21 protein-coding genes are annotated in these 22887 nt (G+C 34.3%); 14 read left to right on the top strand and 7 right to left on the bottom strand.

Annotated features, from left to right (window positions below):
- Positions 1–300: 300 nt before the first annotated feature.
- Positions 301–1386 (bottom strand): NAD(P)H-dependent flavin oxidoreductase, encoded by a 1086-nt coding sequence (locus K6T82_RS12010; protein ID WP_223706113.1) that lies wholly within the window; start codon positions 1384–1386, stop codon positions 301–303.
- A gap of 233 nt (positions 1387–1619) precedes the next feature.
- Between K6T82_RS12010 and K6T82_RS12015 the strand changes: the two genes are divergently transcribed.
- The 4 genes from K6T82_RS12015 to pgl all read left to right on the top strand — a co-directional run bounded on the left by K6T82_RS12015 (position 1620) and on the right by pgl (position 6817).
- Positions 1620–2696, top strand: coding sequence for a calcium:cation antiporter (locus K6T82_RS12015; RefSeq protein ID WP_223706114.1), 1077 nt, complete (start codon positions 1620–1622; stop codon positions 2694–2696).
- Positions 2697–3147: 451 nt separating this feature from the next.
- Positions 3148–4557 (top strand): NADP-dependent phosphogluconate dehydrogenase, encoded by a 1410-nt coding sequence (gene gndA / locus K6T82_RS12020; RefSeq protein ID WP_223706115.1) that lies wholly within the window; start codon positions 3148–3150, stop codon positions 4555–4557.
- Between the two features lie 30 nt (positions 4558–4587).
- The gene (gene zwf, locus K6T82_RS12025) at positions 4588–6117 is read left to right on the top strand and encodes a glucose-6-phosphate dehydrogenase (RefSeq protein WP_223706116.1); all 1530 of its coding nucleotides are present in this window, start codon (positions 4588–4590) and stop codon (positions 6115–6117) included.
- Complete coding sequence (gene pgl / locus K6T82_RS12030; protein WP_223706117.1) at positions 6101–6817, top strand: 6-phosphogluconolactonase; 717 nt, start codon at positions 6101–6103, stop codon at positions 6815–6817. The genes zwf and pgl overlap by 17 nt, the downstream gene beginning before the upstream one ends.
- A gap of 124 nt (positions 6818–6941) precedes the next feature.
- Here the strand turns inward: pgl and K6T82_RS12035 are convergent, their stop codons facing one another.
- The 4 genes from K6T82_RS12035 to K6T82_RS12050 form a co-directional block, all read right to left on the bottom strand.
- Positions 6942–7595, bottom strand: a complete 654-nt coding sequence (locus tag K6T82_RS12035) for a hypothetical protein (RefSeq protein WP_223706118.1) — start codon at positions 7593–7595, stop codon at positions 6942–6944.
- A 23-nt stretch (positions 7596–7618) separates the two neighbouring features.
- On the bottom strand, positions 7619–8656 hold the full coding sequence (locus K6T82_RS12040) for a succinylglutamate desuccinylase/aspartoacylase family protein (protein ID WP_223706119.1): 1038 nt from the start codon (positions 8654–8656) through the stop codon (positions 7619–7621).
- Between the two features lie 113 nt (positions 8657–8769).
- Complete coding sequence (locus tag K6T82_RS12045; protein WP_223706120.1) at positions 8770–9129, bottom strand: nuclear transport factor 2 family protein; 360 nt, start codon at positions 9127–9129, stop codon at positions 8770–8772.
- A gap of 47 nt (positions 9130–9176) precedes the next feature.
- A complete protein-coding gene (locus tag K6T82_RS12050) occupies positions 9177–9536 on the bottom strand; it encodes a hypothetical protein (protein ID WP_223706121.1) in 360 nt (119 codons plus the stop codon).
- 256 nt (positions 9537–9792) lie between these two features.
- On the opposite strand from K6T82_RS12050, the gene K6T82_RS12055 reads away from it, so the two are divergent.
- The 6 genes from K6T82_RS12055 to K6T82_RS12080 all read left to right on the top strand — a co-directional run bounded on the left by K6T82_RS12055 (position 9793) and on the right by K6T82_RS12080 (position 17693).
- The gene (locus K6T82_RS12055; protein WP_223706122.1) at positions 9793–10152 is read left to right on the top strand and encodes a hypothetical protein; all 360 of its coding nucleotides are present in this window, start codon (positions 9793–9795) and stop codon (positions 10150–10152) included.
- Between the two features lie 228 nt (positions 10153–10380).
- Complete coding sequence (locus tag K6T82_RS12060; RefSeq protein WP_223706123.1) at positions 10381–11475, top strand: efflux RND transporter periplasmic adaptor subunit; 1095 nt, start codon at positions 10381–10383, stop codon at positions 11473–11475.
- A gap of 50 nt (positions 11476–11525) precedes the next feature.
- Positions 11526–14642, top strand: a complete 3117-nt coding sequence (locus K6T82_RS12065) for an efflux RND transporter permease subunit (RefSeq protein WP_223706124.1) — start codon at positions 11526–11528, stop codon at positions 14640–14642.
- A gap of 252 nt (positions 14643–14894) precedes the next feature.
- Positions 14895–16385 carry a TolC family protein gene (locus K6T82_RS12070; protein ID WP_223706125.1) on the top strand — a complete coding sequence of 497 codons (1491 nt, stop codon included), beginning with the start codon at positions 14895–14897 and terminating at the stop codon, positions 16383–16385.
- A 153-nt stretch (positions 16386–16538) separates the two neighbouring features.
- Positions 16539–17099 (top strand): Crp/Fnr family transcriptional regulator, encoded by a 561-nt coding sequence (locus K6T82_RS12075; RefSeq protein WP_223706126.1) that lies wholly within the window; start codon positions 16539–16541, stop codon positions 17097–17099.
- A gap of 267 nt (positions 17100–17366) precedes the next feature.
- The gene (locus K6T82_RS12080) at positions 17367–17693 is read left to right on the top strand and encodes a DMT family transporter (protein ID WP_223706127.1); all 327 of its coding nucleotides are present in this window, start codon (positions 17367–17369) and stop codon (positions 17691–17693) included.
- Positions 17694–17796: 103 nt separating this feature from the next.
- Here the strand turns inward: K6T82_RS12080 and K6T82_RS12085 are convergent, their stop codons facing one another.
- Entirely contained in the window at positions 17797–18837 is a 1041-nt protein-coding gene (locus K6T82_RS12085) for a ligand-binding sensor domain-containing protein (protein ID WP_223706128.1), read from the bottom strand.
- Between the two features lie 195 nt (positions 18838–19032).
- Here K6T82_RS12085 and K6T82_RS12090 point away from each other — a divergent pair, with 195 nt between their 5' ends.
- Both K6T82_RS12090 and K6T82_RS12095 read left to right on the top strand, forming a co-directional pair.
- Positions 19033–19833 (top strand): winged helix-turn-helix domain-containing protein, encoded by an 801-nt coding sequence (locus tag K6T82_RS12090; protein ID WP_223706129.1) that lies wholly within the window; start codon positions 19033–19035, stop codon positions 19831–19833.
- A 124-nt stretch (positions 19834–19957) separates the two neighbouring features.
- Entirely contained in the window at positions 19958–20404 is a 447-nt protein-coding gene (locus K6T82_RS12095; RefSeq protein ID WP_223706130.1) for a GNAT family N-acetyltransferase, read from the top strand.
- Between the two features lie 2 nt (positions 20405–20406).
- Here K6T82_RS12095 and K6T82_RS12100 read toward each other — a convergent pair whose 3' ends face one another.
- Positions 20407–21270: a LysR family transcriptional regulator gene (locus tag K6T82_RS12100; protein ID WP_223706131.1), complete on the bottom strand. Its 864-nt coding sequence runs from the start codon at positions 21268–21270 to the stop codon at positions 20407–20409.
- A gap of 62 nt (positions 21271–21332) precedes the next feature.
- Between K6T82_RS12100 and K6T82_RS12105 the strand changes: the two genes are divergently transcribed.
- Both K6T82_RS12105 and K6T82_RS12110 read left to right on the top strand, forming a co-directional pair.
- Positions 21333–21854, top strand: a complete 522-nt coding sequence (locus K6T82_RS12105; RefSeq protein WP_223706132.1) for a GNAT family N-acetyltransferase — start codon at positions 21333–21335, stop codon at positions 21852–21854.
- A 12-nt stretch (positions 21855–21866) separates the two neighbouring features.
- On the top strand, positions 21867–22751 hold the full coding sequence (locus K6T82_RS12110; RefSeq protein WP_223706133.1) for a DMT family transporter: 885 nt from the start codon (positions 21867–21869) through the stop codon (positions 22749–22751).
- The last annotated feature ends 136 nt before the right edge of the window (positions 22752–22887 follow it).

The raw sequence follows: 22887 nt of genomic DNA on the forward strand, positions 1-22887 counted from the left end.
CCTTATCAACTCAAACAGGAAACTTTTTTAGAAGACTTTGAAAAAGTTACTTTACGAACATAGAATTATTTAGAATCAAAATAATTATCATCTTTTTCATAAAAAATAAAATCCGCAACATCCAACTTATCGTACATATACAAAACAGCATAAAGGAATGGAGTAAATGCAGATGGAGTAGTTTTTGGAGCATGTTGTATTTATCATTCCCAAATGATGTTTTTTTTCAAAATAAACTAATTTGAAACTAAAAAAAGCGATCTTAAACGGATCGCTTTTGTTTTTTATTTAAATCTCCTTTTAGCCTTTTAAAGCATCAAAATATGCTGTTGTTTCTTCAACTAGAGAATGCATTAAAACTGTTGCTTTTCTGTGTTTCAAAATTGGAGCGATTTGTCCGCCCCAAAACAAGATCATATCCCATTTTTGCTGTTCGATTGCGGCTTTTCTTAATGACGAAATAAAAGTCGTCTGCAATGGAAATGGTAGAAAATCGGCTTCTTTTGCAATTAAATCTGTTGCCAGTCGACGCGTTAATCCACGTCCTAGTCTTCCTGTGTACGCACGCGATAAGGTTGTGTATTTTGCTGCATCCGAAAACAACATTTCTCTATGTATGGGCAAGGCATTGGATTCATCGGTGGCTAGAAATGCTGTTCCGATTTGTGCGGCGTCTGCTCCTAGCGTCAATGCTGCTGCAATACCTTTTCCCGTTGCGATTCCGCCAGCGGCAATAATTGGGACTTTTACTTTTTCACGAATAAGCTGTAATAAAACGAAAGTTCCGGTTAAGGATGATTCTGCATCTGTTAAAAAAGAAGGACGATGACCGCCTGCTTCGAAACCGGAAGCTATAATCATATCTACTCCAGAATTTTCGAGAAAAATGGCTTCGTCTAAAGTCGTCGCGGCGCCAACTGTTGCAATTCCTAGTTTGCGACATTGTTCCATAACATCTTCCGAAAGTGTTCCGAACATAAAACTGAATACTTTCGGACGAATGTCTAATACAACATCCAATTGGTTTTCGAATCTAGATTGAAACGAAGCCGGTTTTTCTGGTAACGGAATTCCAGCTTCATCAAAATACGGTTTAAACAATGCTTTTGTACGCTCAAAATGTTCATCTGTCAATCCAGATTGTGGAATATCATGATCCGAAACCCATAAATTGATATTGTAAGGTTTATTGGTGGCTGCTTTTATCTGTTTGTCTACGGCTGCAATTTCCTGCGGAGTCATTGTGTAAGCTCCGTAACCGCCCAATCCGCCAGCATTAGAAACGGTCGCTGTAAGTTCGACCGAAGAAAGATTTCCGCCAAAAGGTCCTTGCAGTATTGGATAATCGATACCCAGTAATTGAGTTACTTTTGTGTTATTCCACATGATTTTATGTTTTAATTTATTGGCTAAAATGTTTCAGCATTCTATAGAAAAAATCCATTTTTATCAAATTTAGGAAAAACATTTCGCAACCAAAACAGTTGCATAAACTTAAAAAGCGCTTAAAAAGATCTTTTTTGAATGTTATTAAGCCATAAAAGCCTTACCTTACAGAAATATTAAAAGTCGACGCTGTTGGCCCTGTCGACGATTATTGTCAATTTAAAAACTACAGAATGAAGCAACTATTACAATGGACCATCATTATTCCGATTCTATCTTGGGTACTTTTCTTTAGCGGATTGGTAGACAACAGCAGTATTTTTCAGATTGTTGCCAGTATTTTACTTATTCTAAGTGTCATGTCGGCAGTGCATCATTCTGAAATCATTGCAGAACGTGTTGGAGAACCTTACGGAACTATTATTTTGGCCATTTCTATAACTGTCATTGAAGTTTCCATCATCATTTCTTTAATGCTTTCTGAAGGTTCTGAAGCAGCTTCTTTAGCCAGAGATACCGTATACGCCGCAACCATGCTGATTCTAAACGGAATTATCGGTTTGTGCCTTCTTATTGGAAGCATCAAACATTACGAACAAAATTTTTCGACTTCTTCTGTAACGATTGGTTTGGTTTCGTTAATCTCAATTATTGTATTTACGCTGGTTTTTCCAACATTTACAGAAAGCGTACATGGATCGTATTATTCAACTCCACAATTAATCTTTGCTTCTATAGCTTGTGTCGTTATTTATTCTTCTTTTTTATTCGCACAAACCAAAGGATATCGTCAATATTTTCTAACTAACGGCAGTAATGAAGACGAAACTAAAACACATCCAATTGAAATCAATAATAAAACATTTTATACCAGTCTGGTTTTTCTTTTAGTAAGTCTAGGAATTGTAGTTTTATTAGCCAAAACACTTTCACCGACTATTGAAACCATCATTATAGGTTATAATCTTCCTAAATCTCTTGTTGGAGTCATCATTGCGATTATCATTTTATTGCCTGAAGCTATCGCAGCCATTATCGCAGCCAGAAAAAACAGACTGCAGACGAGTTTAAATTTGGCTTTAGGTTCTGCCCTTGCCAGTATCGGGTTGACAATTCCGAGTGTGGCGGCGGTTTGTATTATAATGAACATGCCAATTGTTTTGGGACTCGATATTAAATCTATTGTTTTATTGGCGTTGTCTGTTTTTACAGTAATGTTGTCTTTAAGCAAAGGCAAATCGAATATTGTTTATGGTGTGGTACTTTTGGTCAATCTATTTGCTTTTATGTTTTTGATGATTTATCCTTAACTTTTTTGAAACACATAGAAACATAGATTTTTTTTCTTTAAATAAATAGAGTTTAGAAACTAGTTTTGAACACATAGCCGTTGCTAATAATTGAATCAAGTTTGTCCTATTTGGAAATTTGACAAATCTTAAAATTTCATTTAAAAGCGATCTCGTAAACTCAAAATCAAAAAACTCCCCTATTACAACGATTTAGTAGTATAAACGGCTCAAAACGACAACAATAAATGTGTTTTTTACACATATAAAAGTATCACAATAAAGACCAAAAGTGAACGATTTTACTCCTCCTTTTTCAGCATTTTTCTCTAACTTAGCACTCTACATTTTGAAATGTAAGGTTAAAATAAACTTTGTTTTTCTGCAAAACACTGAATAAAAAAACGTTACTGTTTTTTCTCTTACTTTTTGCGGTCAAACATTCTTCTAATAATTTAGTTAATTGAAAACTATGAACAAATTTGATTTTGGAATTGTAGGATTAGGTGTAATGGGCCGAAACTTACTTTTAAATATTGCAAGCCATAACTTCGCGGCTGCAGGTTTAGATTTAGATACAGAAAAAGTCAATTCTCTTCAGCAAGAAGCCGATGCAAACCAAACAATTGAAGCTACTACAGATGTAAAACATTTTGTTGAGCTTATTCAACAACCAAGAGCGATTATGTTATTGGTTCCTGCGGGAAAACCAGTTGACAGCGCAATTGCTAGTTTACTTCCTCATTTAGATAAAGGAGATATCATCATCGACGGTGGAAATACTTACTTTACCGATACTGACAGAAGATTTTTAGAATTATCTGAAAAAGGAATCCACTTTTTTGGAATGGGAATTTCTGGTGGTGAAAAAGGAGCTCGTTTAGGCCCAGCAATGATGCCGGGCGGTGATCAAAAAGCATATGAAAGACTTCGCCCTATTTTTGAAGCAATTGCTGCAAAAGTTGACGGCGAACCTTGTGTAGAATATTTAGGAAACGGTTCTGCTGGAAACTATGTAAAAATGGTTCACAACGGAATTGAATACGGAATCATGCAGTTGATTTCTGAAGTTTATGACTTAATGAAAAGAGGTTATAACTTGGATGATGAAACGATTCAGAAAACCTTCGCTGAATGGAATCAAACCGATGATTTAAGATCGTATTTAATTGAAATTACTGGAAACATCTTAAAACAAAAAGATGAAGATGGAACGCAATTAATCAACAAAATCTCGGATTGGGCAAGATCTAAAGGTACAGGAAAATGGACTTCGCAAAACGCAATGGATCTACAAGTTCCAGTTCCAACAATCGACGCTGCAGTAAACATGCGCGATATGTCTAAAACCAAACCGGAAAGAATTGAAGCCGCTAAAAAATTAGTTTGGAACGCTGGTGAAACCAATGTTTCTCAAAGTGAAGCTATTTCTTCTTTAAAATCGGCTATGTATTTTTCTATCGTGGTGACGTATGCTCAAGGTTTAGCGCAACTTCACACCGCTTCTAAAGAATACAACTACGGATTAAATCTCGAAACTGTTGCTAAAATCTGGCGCGGAGGATGTATCATTCGTGCGACAATTTTAGAAGATTTCAGAAAAGCATACGTTGCAAAAGCAGATTTGCCAAACTTACTTTTGGATGGCGGAATTGCTTCAAAATTAGTAGAAAACCAATCAGGAATGAGAGCGGTTATACAGTTTGCAGTTCAAAAAGGATTACCAGTTTCAGGATTAATGAACTCGTTATCTTATTTTGATGCTTACCGTTCTGCTAATCTTCCAACCAATTTAATTCAGGCACAACGTGATTATTTCGGTGCGCATACTTACGAGCGTATCGATAAAGAAGGCGTTTTCCATACACAATGGGCTGAATAAACATTTAAAGCAACACAACTAAACCACACAATGACTAAAAATAAACTAAAGAATCCAACAATTATAGTAATTTTTGGAGGAACCGGAGATTTGGCAAAGAGAAAGCTCTTTCCCGCATTTCAAAATCTGTACCTTGACGGACGTATGTCTGAAAAGTTTCAGATTATCGCTCTTGGTAGAGCTGAAAAAACCAATGAAGATTTCCGCAGCTATGTGGCTGAAAATTTAGATCTTTTTTCTAGAAGAAAAGGAAGCAATGATCCAGAAACAGAAAAGTTTCTTTCGCACATCACTTACCACAGTCTTGATATTGACAAGGAAGAATCTTATATTGGATTAAACGAGAAAATCAACAATTTTGATTTGGCTTTTGGCGAACGTTCTAATCGTCTTTTCTATCTTTCGATTACACCTTCTTTCATTTCGACAATTTCGAGCAATATCAAGAAAATCGGATTGGCGGCTAATCCGAAGCAAGATCGTATTATTATCGAAAAGCCTTTTGGTTATGATAAAGCCTCTGCCATTGAATTGAACGAAATGCTTTCGCAGACTTTCAAAGAAGAGCAGATTTATAGAATCGATCACTATTTAGGAAAAGAAACCGTTCAAAATATTTTGGCTTTCCGTTTTGGAAATTCAATGTTTGAGCCTTTATGGAGCCGTAATTTTATTGATTTCGTACAAATTACCGTTGCAGAAGAAGTCGGAGTTGAAGAACGAGGCGGATTCTATGAAGGTGTCGGTGCTTTAAAAGATATGATTCAGAACCACTTGCTTCAGATTTTATGTATGACAGCTATGGAAGCGCCTGCTTCTTTAAACGCTGATGATATTCGTAATCGTAAAGCAGATGTTCTAAAATCAATTCGTCGTATCAAACCGGATGAAGTGGATCATTATATTGTAAGAGGTCAGTACGATGCTGGAGAAATCAAAGGTGTTCCGGTTCCGGGTTATCGTCAGGATAAGGGAATTGCACCAGATTCTAATACCGAAACGTATGTAGCAATGAAGATTTATCTGGACAACTGGAGATGGCAGGGAATTCCGTTCTACTTGCGTTCAGGAAAAAGAATGGAAGAAAAACAATCTTCTATCATCATTCAGTTTAAACCGGTTCCGCATTCTTCGTTTTCTTATGGAAAAGAAGGCAGCACACCAAACAGATTGATCATCAATATTCAACCTTCAATGGATATTAAACTGCAATTTATGACCAAAAAACCAGGTTTATCAATGTCTTTAAGACCTGCTGAAATGGTTTTTGATTATTTTGCTTGTTCAACAATGTCTCCAGAAGCTTATGAAACATTGATTGCAGATGCACTATTAGGAGATCCTACCCTATTTATGCGTTGGGATCAGGTAGAAGAAGCTTGGGATGCAATTGATACCATTCAACAGGTTTGGAAAACGACTGCTCCAACTAATTTCCCAAATTACAAAGCAGGAAGCTGGGGACCAGAAGAAGCTGACGAATTGTTAGCGCGCCAAGGCCACAAATGGATTCCGAATACACAAACAAAAGAAGAAGTTTTAAATGATACAGATTTATAATAACACAGAAGAAATTAATACTACAGCGGCAGATCTTTTTGTTGCCTCTGCAGAAAAAGCAATTGCAGCAAAAGGCAAATTTACAGCTGTTCTTACAGGAGGTTCTTCTCCTGCAGGAATTTACAAATTGTTAGCTTCTGATGCTTACAAAAACAAAATCGACTGGAGTAAAGTTTATATTTTTTGGGGTGATGAAAGATGGGTTCCTCTTAATGATGATTTGAGTAATGCAAAAATGTCTTATTCAACTTTGTTGAGCCACGTTCCTATTCCGCAAGAAAACATTTTTGAAATGTACAAAGATGGCGTTACTCCCGAAGAATATGCTGCAACTTACGAGCAATCTATCAAAACTGTTTTGGGTGAAGAAGGAAAATTTGACCTGATTTTATTAGGGATGGGAGACGACGGTCACACGGCTTCTCTTTTCCCAGGCGAAGCGGTTTTAGAAGAGCAAACCAAATGGGTTGACGCTTATTATTTAGCTCCCCAAAAAATGTATCGCATTACGCTTACGGCGCCATTAATCAATAAAGCAGAAAAAATTGTGGTTGTAGCTTTTGGGGAGAAAAAAATTCATGCTTTAAAAGAAGTTACAACTGGAGCATATAATCCGACTTTGTATCCAATGCAATTGATTAAACCAGTTTCTGGTGAATTATTGTTTTTGGTTGATAAAGTTGCTGCGGGAACAAACTAAGAAATTGTTTTTTACCAATATAAAAATTTAAGGTTTATGCTGAAAAGTGTAGACCTTTTTTCTTTGTTTTTCTCTTGTAGATTTTTTTTGATGTGCTAACCAGATTCAATTAGTAAAAAAATACTTATTCAAAAACTATATTGGCTTCATTTGAAACTATAGCATCATAATAAGGATAATATCCTTTCTTTATCAAAGAATCACGAGTCTTAGGATCTACGTGACTTTCTAAAGTTTTTTGTGACATTTTATATTCCAATATAAATTCATTGTTTTTTTGTCTCTTTAAATCATAGTGATAAGATGAAAAACATGTTTTAAATTTTAAAGAAAATGGAATTGTTAAAATCTTCGAACTATTACTCTTTAAAAGTATCGCATTTTTTAAAGTGATATAATCTTTATAAAAGCGATTAGACTTAACTACCTCACTTTCAATGCAACCGTCTTTTCTTGGAGCGGTCGTTTTATTTACAAAACTTTCTCCACGTAATGGTACAGGCTCGTCTTGATTGTAAATAAAAGGCTTTAAAATTATACTACTATTAAGTCCCTCATTAAATCCTGAGTAATTGTACGTTCTAGTTGTATCTAACGTTATATAATAATTTCGATCCGAGTTGTTAACTAACTTTATCTTTAAAACAGAATCCTTAACTGCATTAAAATCTTCTACTATAAATAGAACATCTTCATTTGTTGTGCGCTTATGATCACAGCTTATTATTAATAAACCAAAAAATAGTAGCGACAAATATATTTTCAAATTAAGACTCATTATTTTATTTAGCTGTTAAGAGCTTAAAACCCAATACAAAAAACAGTTTCTCCTTTATTCACCGGCGGCGTTCCAATTTTATACAAAACAACACCGGTTGCAGGTGCTTTTATTTCATTTAAAACAGTACCAAATTCATCTGAAATAAATCCGATTTTATCTTCTTTTTTAATGTAATCTCCGCTTTTCAAATTGCTGTGAAAAACTCCACTAAATTCCGCTTTTACATATTCCTGATTTTTTAGATAAACCGCAGAAGGATTTTTTGTTGGAGTTGTTCCTTTAGCATATATATCCATATAATTCAACATATTATAAACTGCTTTTTTAATTAAATGAACCGATTCTGTTTGCACATTTCCTAGTTTTCCTGCTTCGATACTCAAGGCAGTTTTTCCGTTTTGAGAAGCTTGTTTAAAAGCATATTTTGCGGGTTCTGTTTTCGTAATTGTGTATGGATAAGAAACAATATGATTAATTCCGGAAATCTCTGAAAGTTTAGCACTTAATTCGGTATTCTTTTCTTCTGAAGTATTGTTGTAATAACAAACAAAAGGAAGCAAATCTTCATTGGCATCTCCCGCATGAACATCGAGAAAAACATCTGAATTTGGAATAATCTCTTTGGTTATATAATTTGCAATTTGTTCTGTAATTGTTCCTGATTTTGAACCTGGAAAAGCATTATTTAGATTTTTATTATCTAACGGATTTACAAAAGGTGTTCTTTTATAAAACGAACCCACATTAGCAATCGGAATAACCACTAAAGTTCCTTTCAAATTATTCGGATCAATCTCTTTAATTAATTCCTGAACGGCCGAAATTGGTGGATATTCAAAACCATGAATTCCCGCCACAATCGTAAAAACGGGCCCTTTTTCTTTTCCCGAAATAATTGTTACGGGCATATAATTGTAAGGAGAATCTGTTTTGAAATGAACTAAAGTATCAATTCGTTTTCCAGTATTTTCTTTTATTGCTTTTTCTAAATTTTGACTGAAACTAATCACAGGTAAAAGCATTAGTAATTTTATGCTTAGAAGTTTTAAATAATTCACGTGGTATTCTTTTTATTCAGGAAACACAAGACATTTCCATTTATTTATTCTTAAAACGCAAATATAAAAAACTTAAATAGTTCAAGCAGAATTTAAACGTTATGATATTTTCATTAATTCTCCATTAACTCAATATCCATTGTTTTAATTAATCCATTTTCAAAAGTATAAACATGTTTTACGAATCCGTCAAACATTAAATTACCTTGAAGATCTTTTACACTTTGATGCACTTTTACTTCTAAGCTGCCATTTTCCCTTTCATCAAAACCAACCGGTTTTACTTTCGGATTAATTTCCGACCATTGTCTTGTCCAATACTGGCGAATTTCGTCGTGACCGCTAATGTAACCGCCTTCCCAAGCTTTAGACCATTGTACATCCTCCTGCATGGTTGATAAACAATTGTCTATGTTTCTTTCGTTAAAAGCATTGTACGCTTTTTCTATTACGTGTTCGAATTGATTTGACATATCGAGTTCTTTTAATTATTTTTATAAAAATGGGATAACAATTTATTTCAATACGCATACAAACAAAAAGGAATCATTCCGTTAGCTTCTTGAGTGAAAAAGATTTTATATTCGTTTCCTTTCTTTCTGCTGATATTTACATTTTTTGAAAATTTATCCTTAAAAACTTTATCTCCAGCCAAAAATCCTTGTTTATCAAATTCATTAAATCTAAAACTTGTAAAAGAATATCCAGTATTGAGACTATCGTAAAATGTTAAATAACCTTTGGCATCCGATTCAATACGACTAATAATAAAATCATAACTCTTAGTATATTCTTTACGTGATTTTATAAATACATTGCTAAAAACAAATCCAAAAACTACTATAAAGAAAATGAATAACTTAAATACATTACCTTTCATAATTTAAATTTTCAATGTAAAAATTCAGATTGATTTTTAATGAATTATAAATGTAGAAATATAAATTTTAAAAATTAATAACGGTAAAAATTAATTTCATAAAAGCCGACTTCATTTATTATCAAATTCTTAATTTTCATAGTTTTTAGAATAAATTTAAGAAACCTTTCTTTTCAAATTACTATATTTGGCGCACTATAAACAATTTAAATCCGTTTTTTTAAGGAATAAAATTACGTAATCTGCTGTGCTGTAAATGAAACCTGTAAAGTTCATATATATCGTTTTACTCTCGCTACTCTCTTTTTTTAGAGGTACCGAAACGTACGTGCCGATGTATAACATCAGCAATTGCATTACCTTAGATAGTGTTGCAGCAGACGATACACAGATTTTCTCGACTGACTTTTCTTCTTCTAAAAATCTAGAAGTTCATTATAAGCTCAAAAAGAAAATGAAATGCAGAGCGACTACTTTAGAACAAAGTACGATCAAAGCTCCATATTTCAGCAATTTAGTCAACTTCAAACTACACAAAGAGACTTTAATATATGGTATAGCTTCAATATACCACATCGAAAGACATCCTCATCTTCATTTGTACCAACTTTTCTAGTCTTTAAACTCAAGTTGTTTTTATATAAAAATTAGCATTCAGAAGTTTTCTGAAGCAGTTCCTCATGTACTTTCACCTGGTATTTTGAGCTAAATATTTATATAAAAAAATCCCAGACTGCAGAACTTCAATCGAAGTCTCTGAGCATTATTACACCTAAAATCCAAATTCATACTTCCTTATATTCTGTATTAGGAAGCATATCTTTTATTCAAAATTAAACACCTAATGATGAGCATTTATAAAAATCCATTCCTTATATGCACTTTGGCTTTATTCGTTTTAGTCTCGTGCGGAGATAAATCCAAAAAGAACTCTAATAATATAAAAACAGTTCCTGTTTATAAAATCACATTAAAAGACACTATTGTTTCGAGCAAATTTGTTGCCGATGTACACGCAAAAAACAACGTAGAAATTCATGTTCGTATTCCTGGTTTACTAGACAAAGTTTACGTAAGTGAAGGACAAAAAGTAAAAAAAGGGCAAATCCTTTTTAAAATAAGTGATGTAGAACTTCAAATTCAATTACTTAAAGCTCAAGCAGTTTACAAAAGTGCCAATGCTGATTTAAGAATTGCTACCGTTGAATTGGAACAAGCGCAAACGCTTTTCAATAAAAAAGTAATTGCAGACAAAGAATTAGAATTATCTAAAGCAAAACATGAAGCCGCTTCTGCAAAATTGGCTCACGCTGCTGCAGAAAAGAAAGCAATAGACCAGCAAATTACTTTTACTACAATTCGCGCGCCTTTTGACGGAACGGTCGATAGAATTCCGTTTAAAGAAGGAAGTTTGATCGAAAACGGTTCGTTGTTAACAACTGTTTCTCAACTAGATGATGTTTACGCTTATTTCTCTATTCCAGAGAATACGTATTTCCAAATGATGGAAAATAAAAGTTTGGAAAAACAAGGAGAAATCAAACTAATATTGCCAAACGGCCAAGTTTATGGACAAAAAGGCGAACTAAGAACTGCTGATGGAGAAATTGACAGAGAAACCGGTTCTATTCAATACAAAGCAAAATTTCACAATCCGCAAGGTTTTATCAAACACGGAACTTCTGGAAAATTAATTATTTCAGAACCAAAAACCAAGGCGATATTAATTCCGCAAAAGGCTGTTTTTTCTATTCAGGACAAACAATATGTTTTTGTGGTAAAAAAAGATGGAGTAGTTAAAATGACTAATGTTACAATTGAAAGTACTCTAGATGATGTTTACATTCTAAATGAAGGTCTAAAAAGCAACGACCTGATTGTAGAAGAAGGTACACAATCATTGAGAGACGGAGATAAAATCAACATGAAACAAATGTAGATTATCGACCTGTAAAACAGTTATTTAATTATTGATCTAAAAAAAATAAAATGATAGAGTTATTTATCAGAAGGAAAATATTGTCTTTAATCATCTCGGTTATGATAGTCCTTCTGGGATTGCTGGCGTTGTTTCAGCTTCCCATTACCCAATTCCCAGATATTGTACCACCGTCTGTAACCGTTACAGCAAAATATACAGGAGCAAACGCAGAGGTTTCTGCCAATGCCGTCGCCCTTCCGCTCGAAAGAGCCATAAACGGAGTTCCCGGAATGACCTACATGTCGACCGTAACTTCTAATGATGGTTTAACTTTAATTCAGGTTTTCTTTGAAGTGGGAACCGATCCCGATCTGGCTGCCGTAAACGTGCAGAACAGGGTTACCACGATTCTGGACGAACTTCCAGAAGAGGTAATTCGTGCCGGAGTTACAACCGAAAAAGAGGTAAACAGTATGTTGATGTACTTGAACATTACCAGTACCGACAAAACACAGGATGAGCAGTTTATCTTCAACTTTACGGATATTAATATTCTTCAGGAATTAAAACGTATTGATGGTGTGGGACGTGCCGAAATCATGGGACAAAAAGAATATTCGATGCGTGTCTGGCTGGATCCAGAAAAGATGCTCTCGTATAATATTTCGGCAAATGAAGTTATTGCTTCACTTCAAAAACAAAACATTTCTGCCGCTCCAGGTAAAGTAGGTGAAGGTTCTGGACAAATGAACAATCAATTGCAATATGTAATTAAATATGGTGGAAAGTTCTTCGAACCGAATCAATATGAAGAAATTGCATTAAGAGCCAACGCTGACGGAACGATTTTAAGATTAAAAGACATTTCGAAAATCGAATTTGGCGCCATGAGTTACGGAATGGTTTCTAAAACCGACGGAAAACCTTCTGCATCCATCATGTTGAAACAGCGTCCTGGTTCCAATGCATCGGAAGTAATTGCAAGTGTTAAGGAAAAAATGGCAGAGTTGAAAGGTTCTTCTTTTCCTCCAGGAATGGAATTCAACATTGCTTACGACGTTTCTCGTTTCCTTGATGCTTCTATTCACGAAGTATTAAGAACTTTAGTTGAAGCCTTTATTTTAGTGGCATTTGTAGTTTTCCTTTTCCTTCAGGATTGGAGATCAACTTTAATTCCGGTATTAGCTGTTCCTGTCGCACTTATTGGTGCATTTACCTTTATGTCGATGATGGGATTCTCGATTAACTTATTGACACTTTTTGCATTAGTACTTTCTATCGGAATTGTGGTCGATAATGCGATTGTCGTCGTCGAGGCCGTCCACGTAAAAATCTCCGAAGAACATATGTCGCCAATGGACGCGACAATCAGCGCCATGAAAGAAATTACAGGTGCCGTTATCGCGATTACGATTGTAATGGCTGCCGTGTTTATTCCGGTTGCTTTCTTGAGTGGTCCGGTTGGGGTTTTCTACCGACAATTCTCATTGACAATGGCCATTAGTATTGTAATTTCTGGTGTTAATGCTCTTACCCTTACTCCTGCCCTTTGTGCTATTATGCTGAAAGCGCATGATCCTAATAAAGAGAAAAAATCGCTTTTGGATCGTTTCTTCCATAGATTCAACAATTGGTTTGATAATATTACTTCAAAATACATCAAAGTACTGGTGAAATTTGCAGATCGCAACACCGTTACAATTGGTTTATTAGTGTTATTTTGTATTCTAACTTGGGGAACAACTAAATTCTTAGCCTCAGGATTTATCCCGACTGAGGATCAAGGTATGGTTTACGTAAGTGTTACCACACCACAAGGAGCAACTGTAGAACGTACAGAAAAAGCTCTAGACGAAGTAACTCGAATTGCAAAAGAAATTAAAGGTGTCGACAACGTAACAACACTTGCTGGATACAGTATTGTTACTGAAATTGCAGGAGCTTCGTACGGTATGGGAATGATCAACTTAAAAGATTGGAGCGAACGTGATATTTCGGTTACCGAATTCATGGCAGAACTTACCGAAAAAACAAAGGGAATTTCTGATGCTCAAATCGAAATTTTTGCACCGCCAACCGTTCCTGGATTTGGTAACACAAGTGGTTTTGAGCTTCGTTTATTAGATAAATCTGGAGGAAGTATTACCAATACTGACAAAGTAACCAAAGAATTTATTCAAGAATTAAATGCTTCGCCAGAAATTCAGAACTCATTCTCCAGTTTTGATGCCACTTTCCCTCAGTATATGATTCATATCGATTATGATTTGGCGGCCAAAAAAGGAATTTCGGTAGATAATGCGATGTCGACTTTACAAACGATGTTGGGTTCTTTTTATGCAACCAATTTTATACGTTTTTCTCAAATGTATAAAGTAATGGTTCAGGCAAGTCCGCAATTCCGTCAAAATCCGGAAAGTATTCTGGATATGTATTTGAAGAATGATAAAGGTGAAATGGTTCCGTTTTCTACTTTCGTCAAATTAGAAAGAGTTTACGGACCTGAGGTTTTAACACGTTACAACATGTACATGTCTGCAATGATTAATGGTGAACCTGCTGAAGGCTACAGTTCTGGAGATGCCATTGCAGCCGTTGAAAGAATTGCAGCTGAAAAACTGCCAAGCCGTTTCGAATTAGAATGGTCTGGAATGACACGTGAGGAGATTCTTTCAGGAAACCAAACCATTTACATTTTTGCGCTTTGTATCCTTTTCGTATACTTATTATTGGCAGCGCAATACGAAAGTTTATTGCTTCCGTTTCCAGTATTACTGAGTTTACCTGTTGGAGTTTTCGGTTCGTACATCGCACTTGTAATGGTTGGATTAGACAATAACATTTACGCACAAGTAGCGCTCGTCATGCTGATTGGTCTGCTCGCCAAAAACGCCATTCTGATTGTAGAATTCGCGATGGCGCAGAACAAACTCGGACGCGATATTGTCGAAGCCGCTATTGAAGGAGCCAGACTTCGTTTCCGTCCTATTTTGATGACCTCTTTTGCCTTTATTTCAGGATTGATTCCGTTGTGTATCGCTTCTGGAGCGGGTGCAATTGGTAACCGTTCGATTGGTACGGCAGCTGCGGGTGGAATGTTGATAGGAACCGTATTTGGTCTTCTAATTATTCCAGGGCTTTATATACTGTTTGCAAAATTAGAAAAACGAGTAAGCAAATCTTAATGTATAATTTTTTTAAACACATAGAATCATAGGATTTGGGAAGCTAAAAAAGGCGTTTCACTTCATTTAAATAAACATAGCTGAACGGTAATCTTCAAAAAACAAAGTTGAAGCTTTAGGCGAATGAGAAGTTATAAGTATCGCTATGTGTTAGAAACTAGTTTCTTTCCATTCCCTTTTTAGAGAAGAAAAACCTATGTTTCTATGTGTTAAAAAAAACAGACAAAGGATTGAACAAAATAAATTAAAACAATGAAAGATATATTAAATCAATATAAAAATGCTGATGTACAGTTTCTAAGGACAACCAAGAGTGCCGTTGTTATAACGGGAATTTTACTTTTGACTGCTTGTTCTGCACCAAAAGTCAGCAGTAAATTAGATGCCGCAAAACTTCCAGAAAATTTTGATGCACAGCGAAAAGAAGTTGCTAAAGATGATTTTATTCCATTAAAAACAGAAACCTTTTTTAAAGATCCTAAATTAGAGGAATTACTAAAAAAAGCGGTGACCAAAAATCCTGATTATTTAATTATGCAGGAAAGAATTTTAATTGCTAATTCGCATTTAAAAGTCGCTAAACTGGCACTTCTTCCTTCTTTAGATCTTGTTGCAGACGCTTCTGGAACACATTACGGAAAATATACAATGGATGGCGTTGGTAACTTTGATACTAATTTTTCTCAGAATATTTCAGAAAGACAAAGAATCAATGAAGACCTTACCCCTAACCTATTTTTAGGTGGAAAAGTATCTTGGGAAGCCGATATTTGGGGAAAATTAAGCAATCGTAAAAAAGCGGCTCAACAACGTTTTTTCGCATCTCAACAAGGAATGCGTTTATTGCAAACAAGACTTTTGGGTGACGTTGCCGATTTGTACTTTAAACTTATCGCTCTAGACAAACAAGCTAAAATTTACGATGACAACTTAAAAACCCAAGAAAGAGCTTTAGATATCGTTTCGGCTCAAAGATCGGTTGGAAAAGCTACAGAATTGGCTGTGCAACAATTTAATGCGCAAAATAGTAACATTCATGCCGAAGCTTCAGAACTGAAATTAAGCATCGATCAAACTGAAAAAGCATTATTAACTCTTTTAGGGGAATACGGCGGAAAAATAGAAAGAAGCAACGATTTCTTATCAGGACATTTAGAAGTTTTAAACCAAAAAATCAGTGTGGATTCTATCATTCACAAAAGACCAGATGTTTCTGAAGCTTATTTCGAATTGTTAGCGAGTAATGCCGATGCAAAATCAGCTCGTGCAGCCTTTTTCCCAACGGTAAATTTAGGAGGTTATGCCGGATTTAATTCGTTTTCTTTCAATACCCTTTTTGATGCCGGTTCTTTTGCATGGCAGATTTTAGGCGGGTTAACAGCGCCTGTTTTCAATAAAGGTCAGATTAAGCAGGAATTTTATGTTTCGAACAGAAGACAGGAGATTTCATTTCTTCAATATCAAAATACGGTTACAACAGCTTTTAATGAATTGAGTGCATTATTACGCAGAAATGAAGCTTACGAAGATGTTTTAAAATACAAAATGAATGAAATTGATCATCTTGAGATTGCAGTAAACGTTTCAAATGATTTGTATTTAAGTGGTTATGCCAATTACTTGGAAATCATTAGTGCACAACAAAATAAATTGCAGGCAGAACTTGATTTTGTTGACATTCAATTGCGAAATGCAAACTCTCAAGTTTTATTGTATAAAGCTTTAGGTGGCGTAATTAATTAGTGTTTATATATTGGTCAAAATTATTTCTGTTTTTTAGCTCATCGCAGAGGTAATTTTAAATCCCATTTCGTATGAAATGGGATTTTTTTGTAAAAACAATTCGCATTTCCAGTTTACTTTTTACCTTTATTCTAAAATACTAAAATTCCATTGATGGATATTTCCAAAATTCTTGATCTCATATACCAACTTCCTGAACAGTCCAAATTGGAACTGCAAAATAATGTTTCCGAAATTGCTTTCCCGAAAGGACATATTTTACTAAAAGCCAATAAAATAGAATCGAATATTTATTTTATAAAAAAAGGATTAGTTAGAGCTTTCGTAGAAAGAGATAATGAAGTTACGTTTTGGTTTGGGAAAGAAGGCGAAACAATCATTTCCATGAAAAGTTATGTCGAAGACGAGCCAGGATATGAAAACATTGAACTTTTGGAAGACTGCGAATTATACGAACTCAAAACCAAGAATCTAAGAAAACTATTCAACGAAGATGTCCACATTGCCAATTGGGGAAGAAAATTTGCTGAAAAAGAATTGATTAAAACCGAAGAACGTTTGATTTCCAGACAATTTAAAAATGCTTCTGAACGTTATTTGGAATTAATGAAAGATCATCCTGAACTTATTAAAAGAGTGCAATTAGGACATATAGCTTCTTATTTAGGAATTACACAAGTTAGTTTAAGCAGGATTCGCGCGGAATTAAAATAAAGAATATCACGATTTTTTCCAATTCTAATCATTAATATAAATCTGAACCAATCTACTTTAATCTTTTAAAATCTGCATGAAAAAATCTATATGCACAAAGTATTTCACGCAGATTTACACAGATTTTAGCAGATTAGATTTTATTTATTTAATGCAACTGCTTAATTTTATTTCACTTTAATGAATTAAAATAATTTCATTTTTTATCATTTGTTAAATTTTTTCTGCATTCCATAAAAGAACTTTGCACCACAAATTTTTTACTATATGAACTGGATTATTCTAATCATCGCGGGCTTATTCGAAGTAGCCTTTGCATCTTGTCTAGGAAAGGCAAAAGCAACAACCGGAACTGAAATGTATTATTGGTATATTGGATTTTTTATTTCCTTAACTGTAAGTATGCTTTTACTTATGAAAGCTACTGAAACGCTTCCGTTAGGAACAGCTTATGCGGTTTGGACGGGAATTGGAGCGGTTGGAACTGTTCTTGTCGGAATCTTTGTTTTTAAAGAACCAGCAGCATTTTGGAGATTGTTCTTCTTAGCGACTTTGGTTGGTTCTATTATTGGTTTAAAAGCGGTTTCGCATTAAGGATATGAGTTTTTTTGTTTCAGGTTTCAGGTTTCAAGTTAGTATAAGTAACGTGAAACTTGGAACTTGAAACCTGAAACCTGAAACTTGAAACCTGAAACTTTTAAAACTCCTTAAGAGTCATTCCATCATAACGATATACTCCAGCTAAAGAGCCAAACCAAATACTTCCATCTTTAGCTTCCAAAATTCCGCAAAGCATTCCCATTCCTTTTAGTGTGAATATTTCAGTTACTTTTGGATTTTTATCGTATAAAGTTTTTTGATCATAACGAGAAAGTACCCAATACCCATTTGGCTTTACTGCCCCTGTCGTCCAAATATTTCCTTTTTTATCTTCTAGTATAATTGAAGTTCCTCGGTTGGATACTTTCGTATACGTTTTTCCATCGTAACGCCAAAGCCCAAATTCGAGAACCAAAGTATCACCTTTCTCGCCTTTTCTGTCTTTGAGTATAGAGCCACCAAACCAAATATTTCCTTTTTGATCTTCGATTATCGACCAAACATTGTAAAAAGTTTTCCCGTTTATTTTTTTGAAAGCAGTAAATTTCTTCCCATCATAATAACAAGGCTCGTCTCTAGTTCCAAACCACAATTTTCCTGTTTTATCTTCCATAATTGAAGTAACAGCATTACTCGAAAGTCCGTCTTTAGTGGTGAAATTTCGAAATTTTTTTCCATCGTAACGACTTGCTCCGCCGCCAGTAGCCAACCAAACATTACCCGCTTTATCTTCATAAATAGATGCAACGAAATTACTTGGAAGTCCGTTTTGGGTTGTAAAATGTTGAATAGTTTTTTTATTATAAAAATAAACCCCTGAATCTTTAGTTGCAAACCAGAGATTTCCTTTTCGATCTTCTAAAACATCCCAAAAACTAGGTGATTTTATGTTATTTGTTAGATTGGTAAAAGATTTTCCATTGTATCGAAAAACGTCTTGAAAAGAAGCAATTAAAATGTTTCCGTTTTTGTCTTGCCTTACATTCCGTACCATCCCCTTTGGTCCGTCTGGTGTCACAGCATCTCTTTTTTCTACCAAAATATTCTCTTTCTGCTGTTTTATTTGATTGGATTCTTTACAAGATGTAAAAAAAACGAATACCGAAAACAAGATGTATATTCGCAAGTATAGCTTCATTTTTAATCGATTTTTAAAATTTGTTTGACCAAAATTACTTTGATAATTTCCAGTTGGAATAATTTGAATTGTAAATAAAATTGTAAACTTTGTAAATAAACTCTTGACACTATGTCTTATAACCAAAATCTCTTTTCCAGGAAATACAAATATTTGCTTCTATCGATAACATTCTTGCTTATCGCTTTACTGTTCGTGTCTTTCGGAAAAACGGAAAACAATGATTTTGATAGTGCCAAAAGAGAAGTTTTGCTCCGCAGTATCGGACATGAATTACTTTTACAATCAGGCGACAGTACATCCAGAGTTCTTCCTATTAAAAAAATTGCTTCCAACGAATATCAAATCGAGTTTGGAAAGGATTTTTCTTTCCACCCAGATGTACTTGTAAAAACTATCGAGCGCTTGCTGGCTAATGATCCACTTGCAAAAGAGTATATAGTGAATGTTCTGAATTCTGAAAACTCCAGTGTTGTTTATGGATACCGTATTTCTAAAGATAAAAGAAATGAAGCCGTACCTTGTCGTGGCCGAATACAACCTAAAGCAAAATATAGCATCAACATAAAATTAAAGCCTACAAATACAATAGAAAATGGATATCTTTTAGGAAGTCTTCCATTTTTAGCTTTTGTGGGTTTCATTTTTGTTAGATCGTTTAAACCTCAAAAAAAATTAAAGACCAATAAAAAAAGTGATTTTTTAGATTTAGGAACAATTCAATTTGACCCAAAAAATAGAAAACTTATAATAAATGAAAGTACTATAGAACTTACGGCAACAGAATCGCGTCTACTGCATATTTTTGCACTTTCGCCAAATAGCACTATAGAAAGAAGTCAACTTCAAAAAGAAATTTGGGAAGACGAAGGCGTCATCGTAGGTCGTAGCCTAGATATGTTTATCTCAAAACTTAGAAAAAAATTGGAAGCAGATCCTACTATTAATATTGTTGTGATACGTGGAAAAGGATATAAATTGGAAATTAACTCTTAAGGAAAACATGCTCACTTTTTCCATATCCTATTAATGCAATTTTAGCATCACATGATAATAAAATAGCATTTTACATCATTATTCTCTATTTTATCTTTGTCAAAAATTAAAGCATAAAATAAGAATGACATTCAGCCACAGTATTAAATCTTTTGATGAATTAACGAATCACGAATTGTACAATATGCTTCGTTTAAGAAGCGACGTTTTTGTGGTCGAACAAAACTGTCCGTATTTGGATTTGGACAATAAAGATCAAAAAAGTTTTCACCTTTTGTATTATGTTGATAACGATTTGGCAGGTGTAACACGTTTACTTCCGTCTGGTTTATCATACAATGAAATTTCAATTGGAAGAGTTGTAATTGCAAGAACGCACCGCGGACTAGGATTAGGAGTAAAACTAATGGAAGCTACAATTGCAGGCTGCGAAGAAAAATTTGGAAAAGCTCCAATTCGAATAAGCGCACAATACCATTTATCGAAATTCTACCAATCGCTCGGTTTTAAAGAACAAGGCGAAGCTTATGACGAAGACGGGATTCCGCATATTGAAATGCTACGGGCTTAATTTTAAGGGACTATCAATTTTAAAACGTTGGCCAAAACAGGATTATGATCCTCGGTTCGCCAGTTAATGTATAAATCAGTTTCTAAAGGAAGCTTTATAAATCGTAAACCTGGAATTTCATGAAAAAGATACGAATCGGGCAAAATAGCAATTCCTAATCCTTTTCGAACCAAAGCAATAATGGCAGAACCAAATTCAGAATGAAGATAAACTTCTGGAGCGTTTTCTAAAGAATTGAATAGTCTTCGAATAAGATCACTGTAGCTGCTTCCTTCGTCATTAGTTGGCAAAATGAACTTTTGAGAAGCCAATGTTTCTTTGGTTAAATCCTCAGGTGTTTGATAAGGATGATTTTCAGGAACAACAAGTGCTAAATGGTCGGTATGGATCTTTTGAGACTGAATATCTTTGGCATTATTAATATCTCTGGTAATCGCCAAATCGATTTTGTAATTACGTAGATAATCTTGCTGATTCTCATAAAGAACCTGAACCAGTTTGATTTTAAGTTTAGGAAAAGCATCAGAAATACGGGATAGAATTTCGGGCATAAGAGAAGCAGAAATAGAATCGGGATGAGAAATCGTAATGGTACCGCTCTCCCCTAACTGAATCTGACGGGCAGATTGATGAATAAATTCAAGTTTATTCAATTCGACTTCCCATTTTTCTTTTAAGAATTGGCCCGCAGCGGTAAGTTTGACATTACGTTTATTACGCTCAAATAACTGCACACCAAGCTGATTTTCTAAAGACTGAATTTGTCGGCTTAGTGCTGATTGTGTAATATTCATTTTTCCGGCAGTATTCCAGAAATGAAGTTCGCGAGACAATGCCAAAAAATATTTAATTTGCTGTAAATCCATTGATGCAATTTACGCATTTATTGAGAATAAAAAATAGCTTTTAACGCATTAAAAAATAATACATGAATACAATAAAAATACTTAAAGCAACAATTGATGATGTAATTCAATTACAATTAATTGGAAGAATTACTTTTTCAGAAACATTTTCAGAGGTTAACAGCAAAGAAAATATGGCGAAGTATCTAAACGAAAGTTTTGCTACAGAAAAACTGATCTCAGAACTTAACAACCCGTTTTCTTATTTTTATTTGGCTGTTTTAGACGAAAAAGTAGTCGGTTATTTAAAATTGAATACTGGAGAAGCACAAACTGAAAAAGAAGATTTGAAAGCATTAGAAATCGAGCGTATTTATGTTGCAAAAGAATTTCACGGAAAAAAAGTAGCACAGGCACTTTATGCACAAGCCGAAGAAACCGCATTAAAACTAAAAGCAACTTATATGTGGTTGGGTGTTTGGGAAGAGAATTTCAGAGCCGTAAGTTTCTACACAAAAAATGGTTTTGTACAATTTGACACGCACATTTTCCGCTTAGGCGACGACGAACAAACCGATTTAATGATGAAAAAAGTTTTATCCTAATACTTTTCAAAAATGGAAAAAAGAAAATTCATATTGCTTTTATTAATCCTCGGTACTGCTTTTTGGGGTATTTCCTATTCGGTTACCAAAATGGCGATTGGCGGAAATTCGGGAAATGTTTTTTTATTTTATCGATTTTTCCTAGCGGTAATTGTTCTCAGTATTATTTTTTGGAAATACGTTAAAGACATTAATTTTGAAGCTATTAAAACAGGATTTATTCTGGCTGTTCCCATGTTTGCAGGTATTCAATTGCAAACTACTGCCCTAAAATATACAAGTGCTTCCCAATGTGCTTTTATTGCGGGGTTAACAGTTATCCTGATTCCGTTATTAAAATTGACACTTTATAAAACGAATACGCCCTTAAAAATTTGGATTGCTGCTTTCACCGCTTTAGCTGGTTTGGCTATTATCGCCATCAAGGATAAATTTGTGATTAACTTAGGTGATTTATTTACTATTGTGGGCGCATTTGCTTTTGCTGTGTATTTGATTGTCGTTGAAAAACATTCCGCTACAAAAAATCTTTTGTATTCTATTGTTCCCATGTTTTCGTTCTGCGCTTTGTTTACATTCTGTTTGGCATTTACAGATTCTCAAGCAATATGGTTTCCTAAAAATGAAACTTTTTGGATTGGCGCTGTTTATTGCGCTTTGTTTTCTACTGCTTTTATGTATACGGTTTCTAATATTTCGCAACGTTATTTATCGGCAGAACGTGTTGCAGTAATTTATTTGTTCGAACCCGTTTTTGGTGCAATCGGAGCTTTTTTTATTTTAGGAGAAGATCTTTCTTGGCGTTTGCTTTTGGGTGGCACTCTTATTTTTGCAGGAACTTTAATTTCAGAAGTAAATTTTAAAAGCAGCAAACTAAAACTAGCCAAGAAAAATTAATTGGAAAAATGCAGTCGTTAAAAATGTTTCACGCAGATTCAAAAAGATTTAGGCAGATTAAATAGATTTTTTTATTAAAATCTATTCTAATTATTTTAAATCTGCGTGAAAAAAAATTTTATATCTTTTTAACTTT

This window comes from Flavobacterium potami (genome assembly GCF_020026915.1).
In the GTDB taxonomy this organism is placed as follows: Bacteria; Bacteroidota; Bacteroidia; order Flavobacteriales; family Flavobacteriaceae; genus Flavobacterium; species Flavobacterium potami.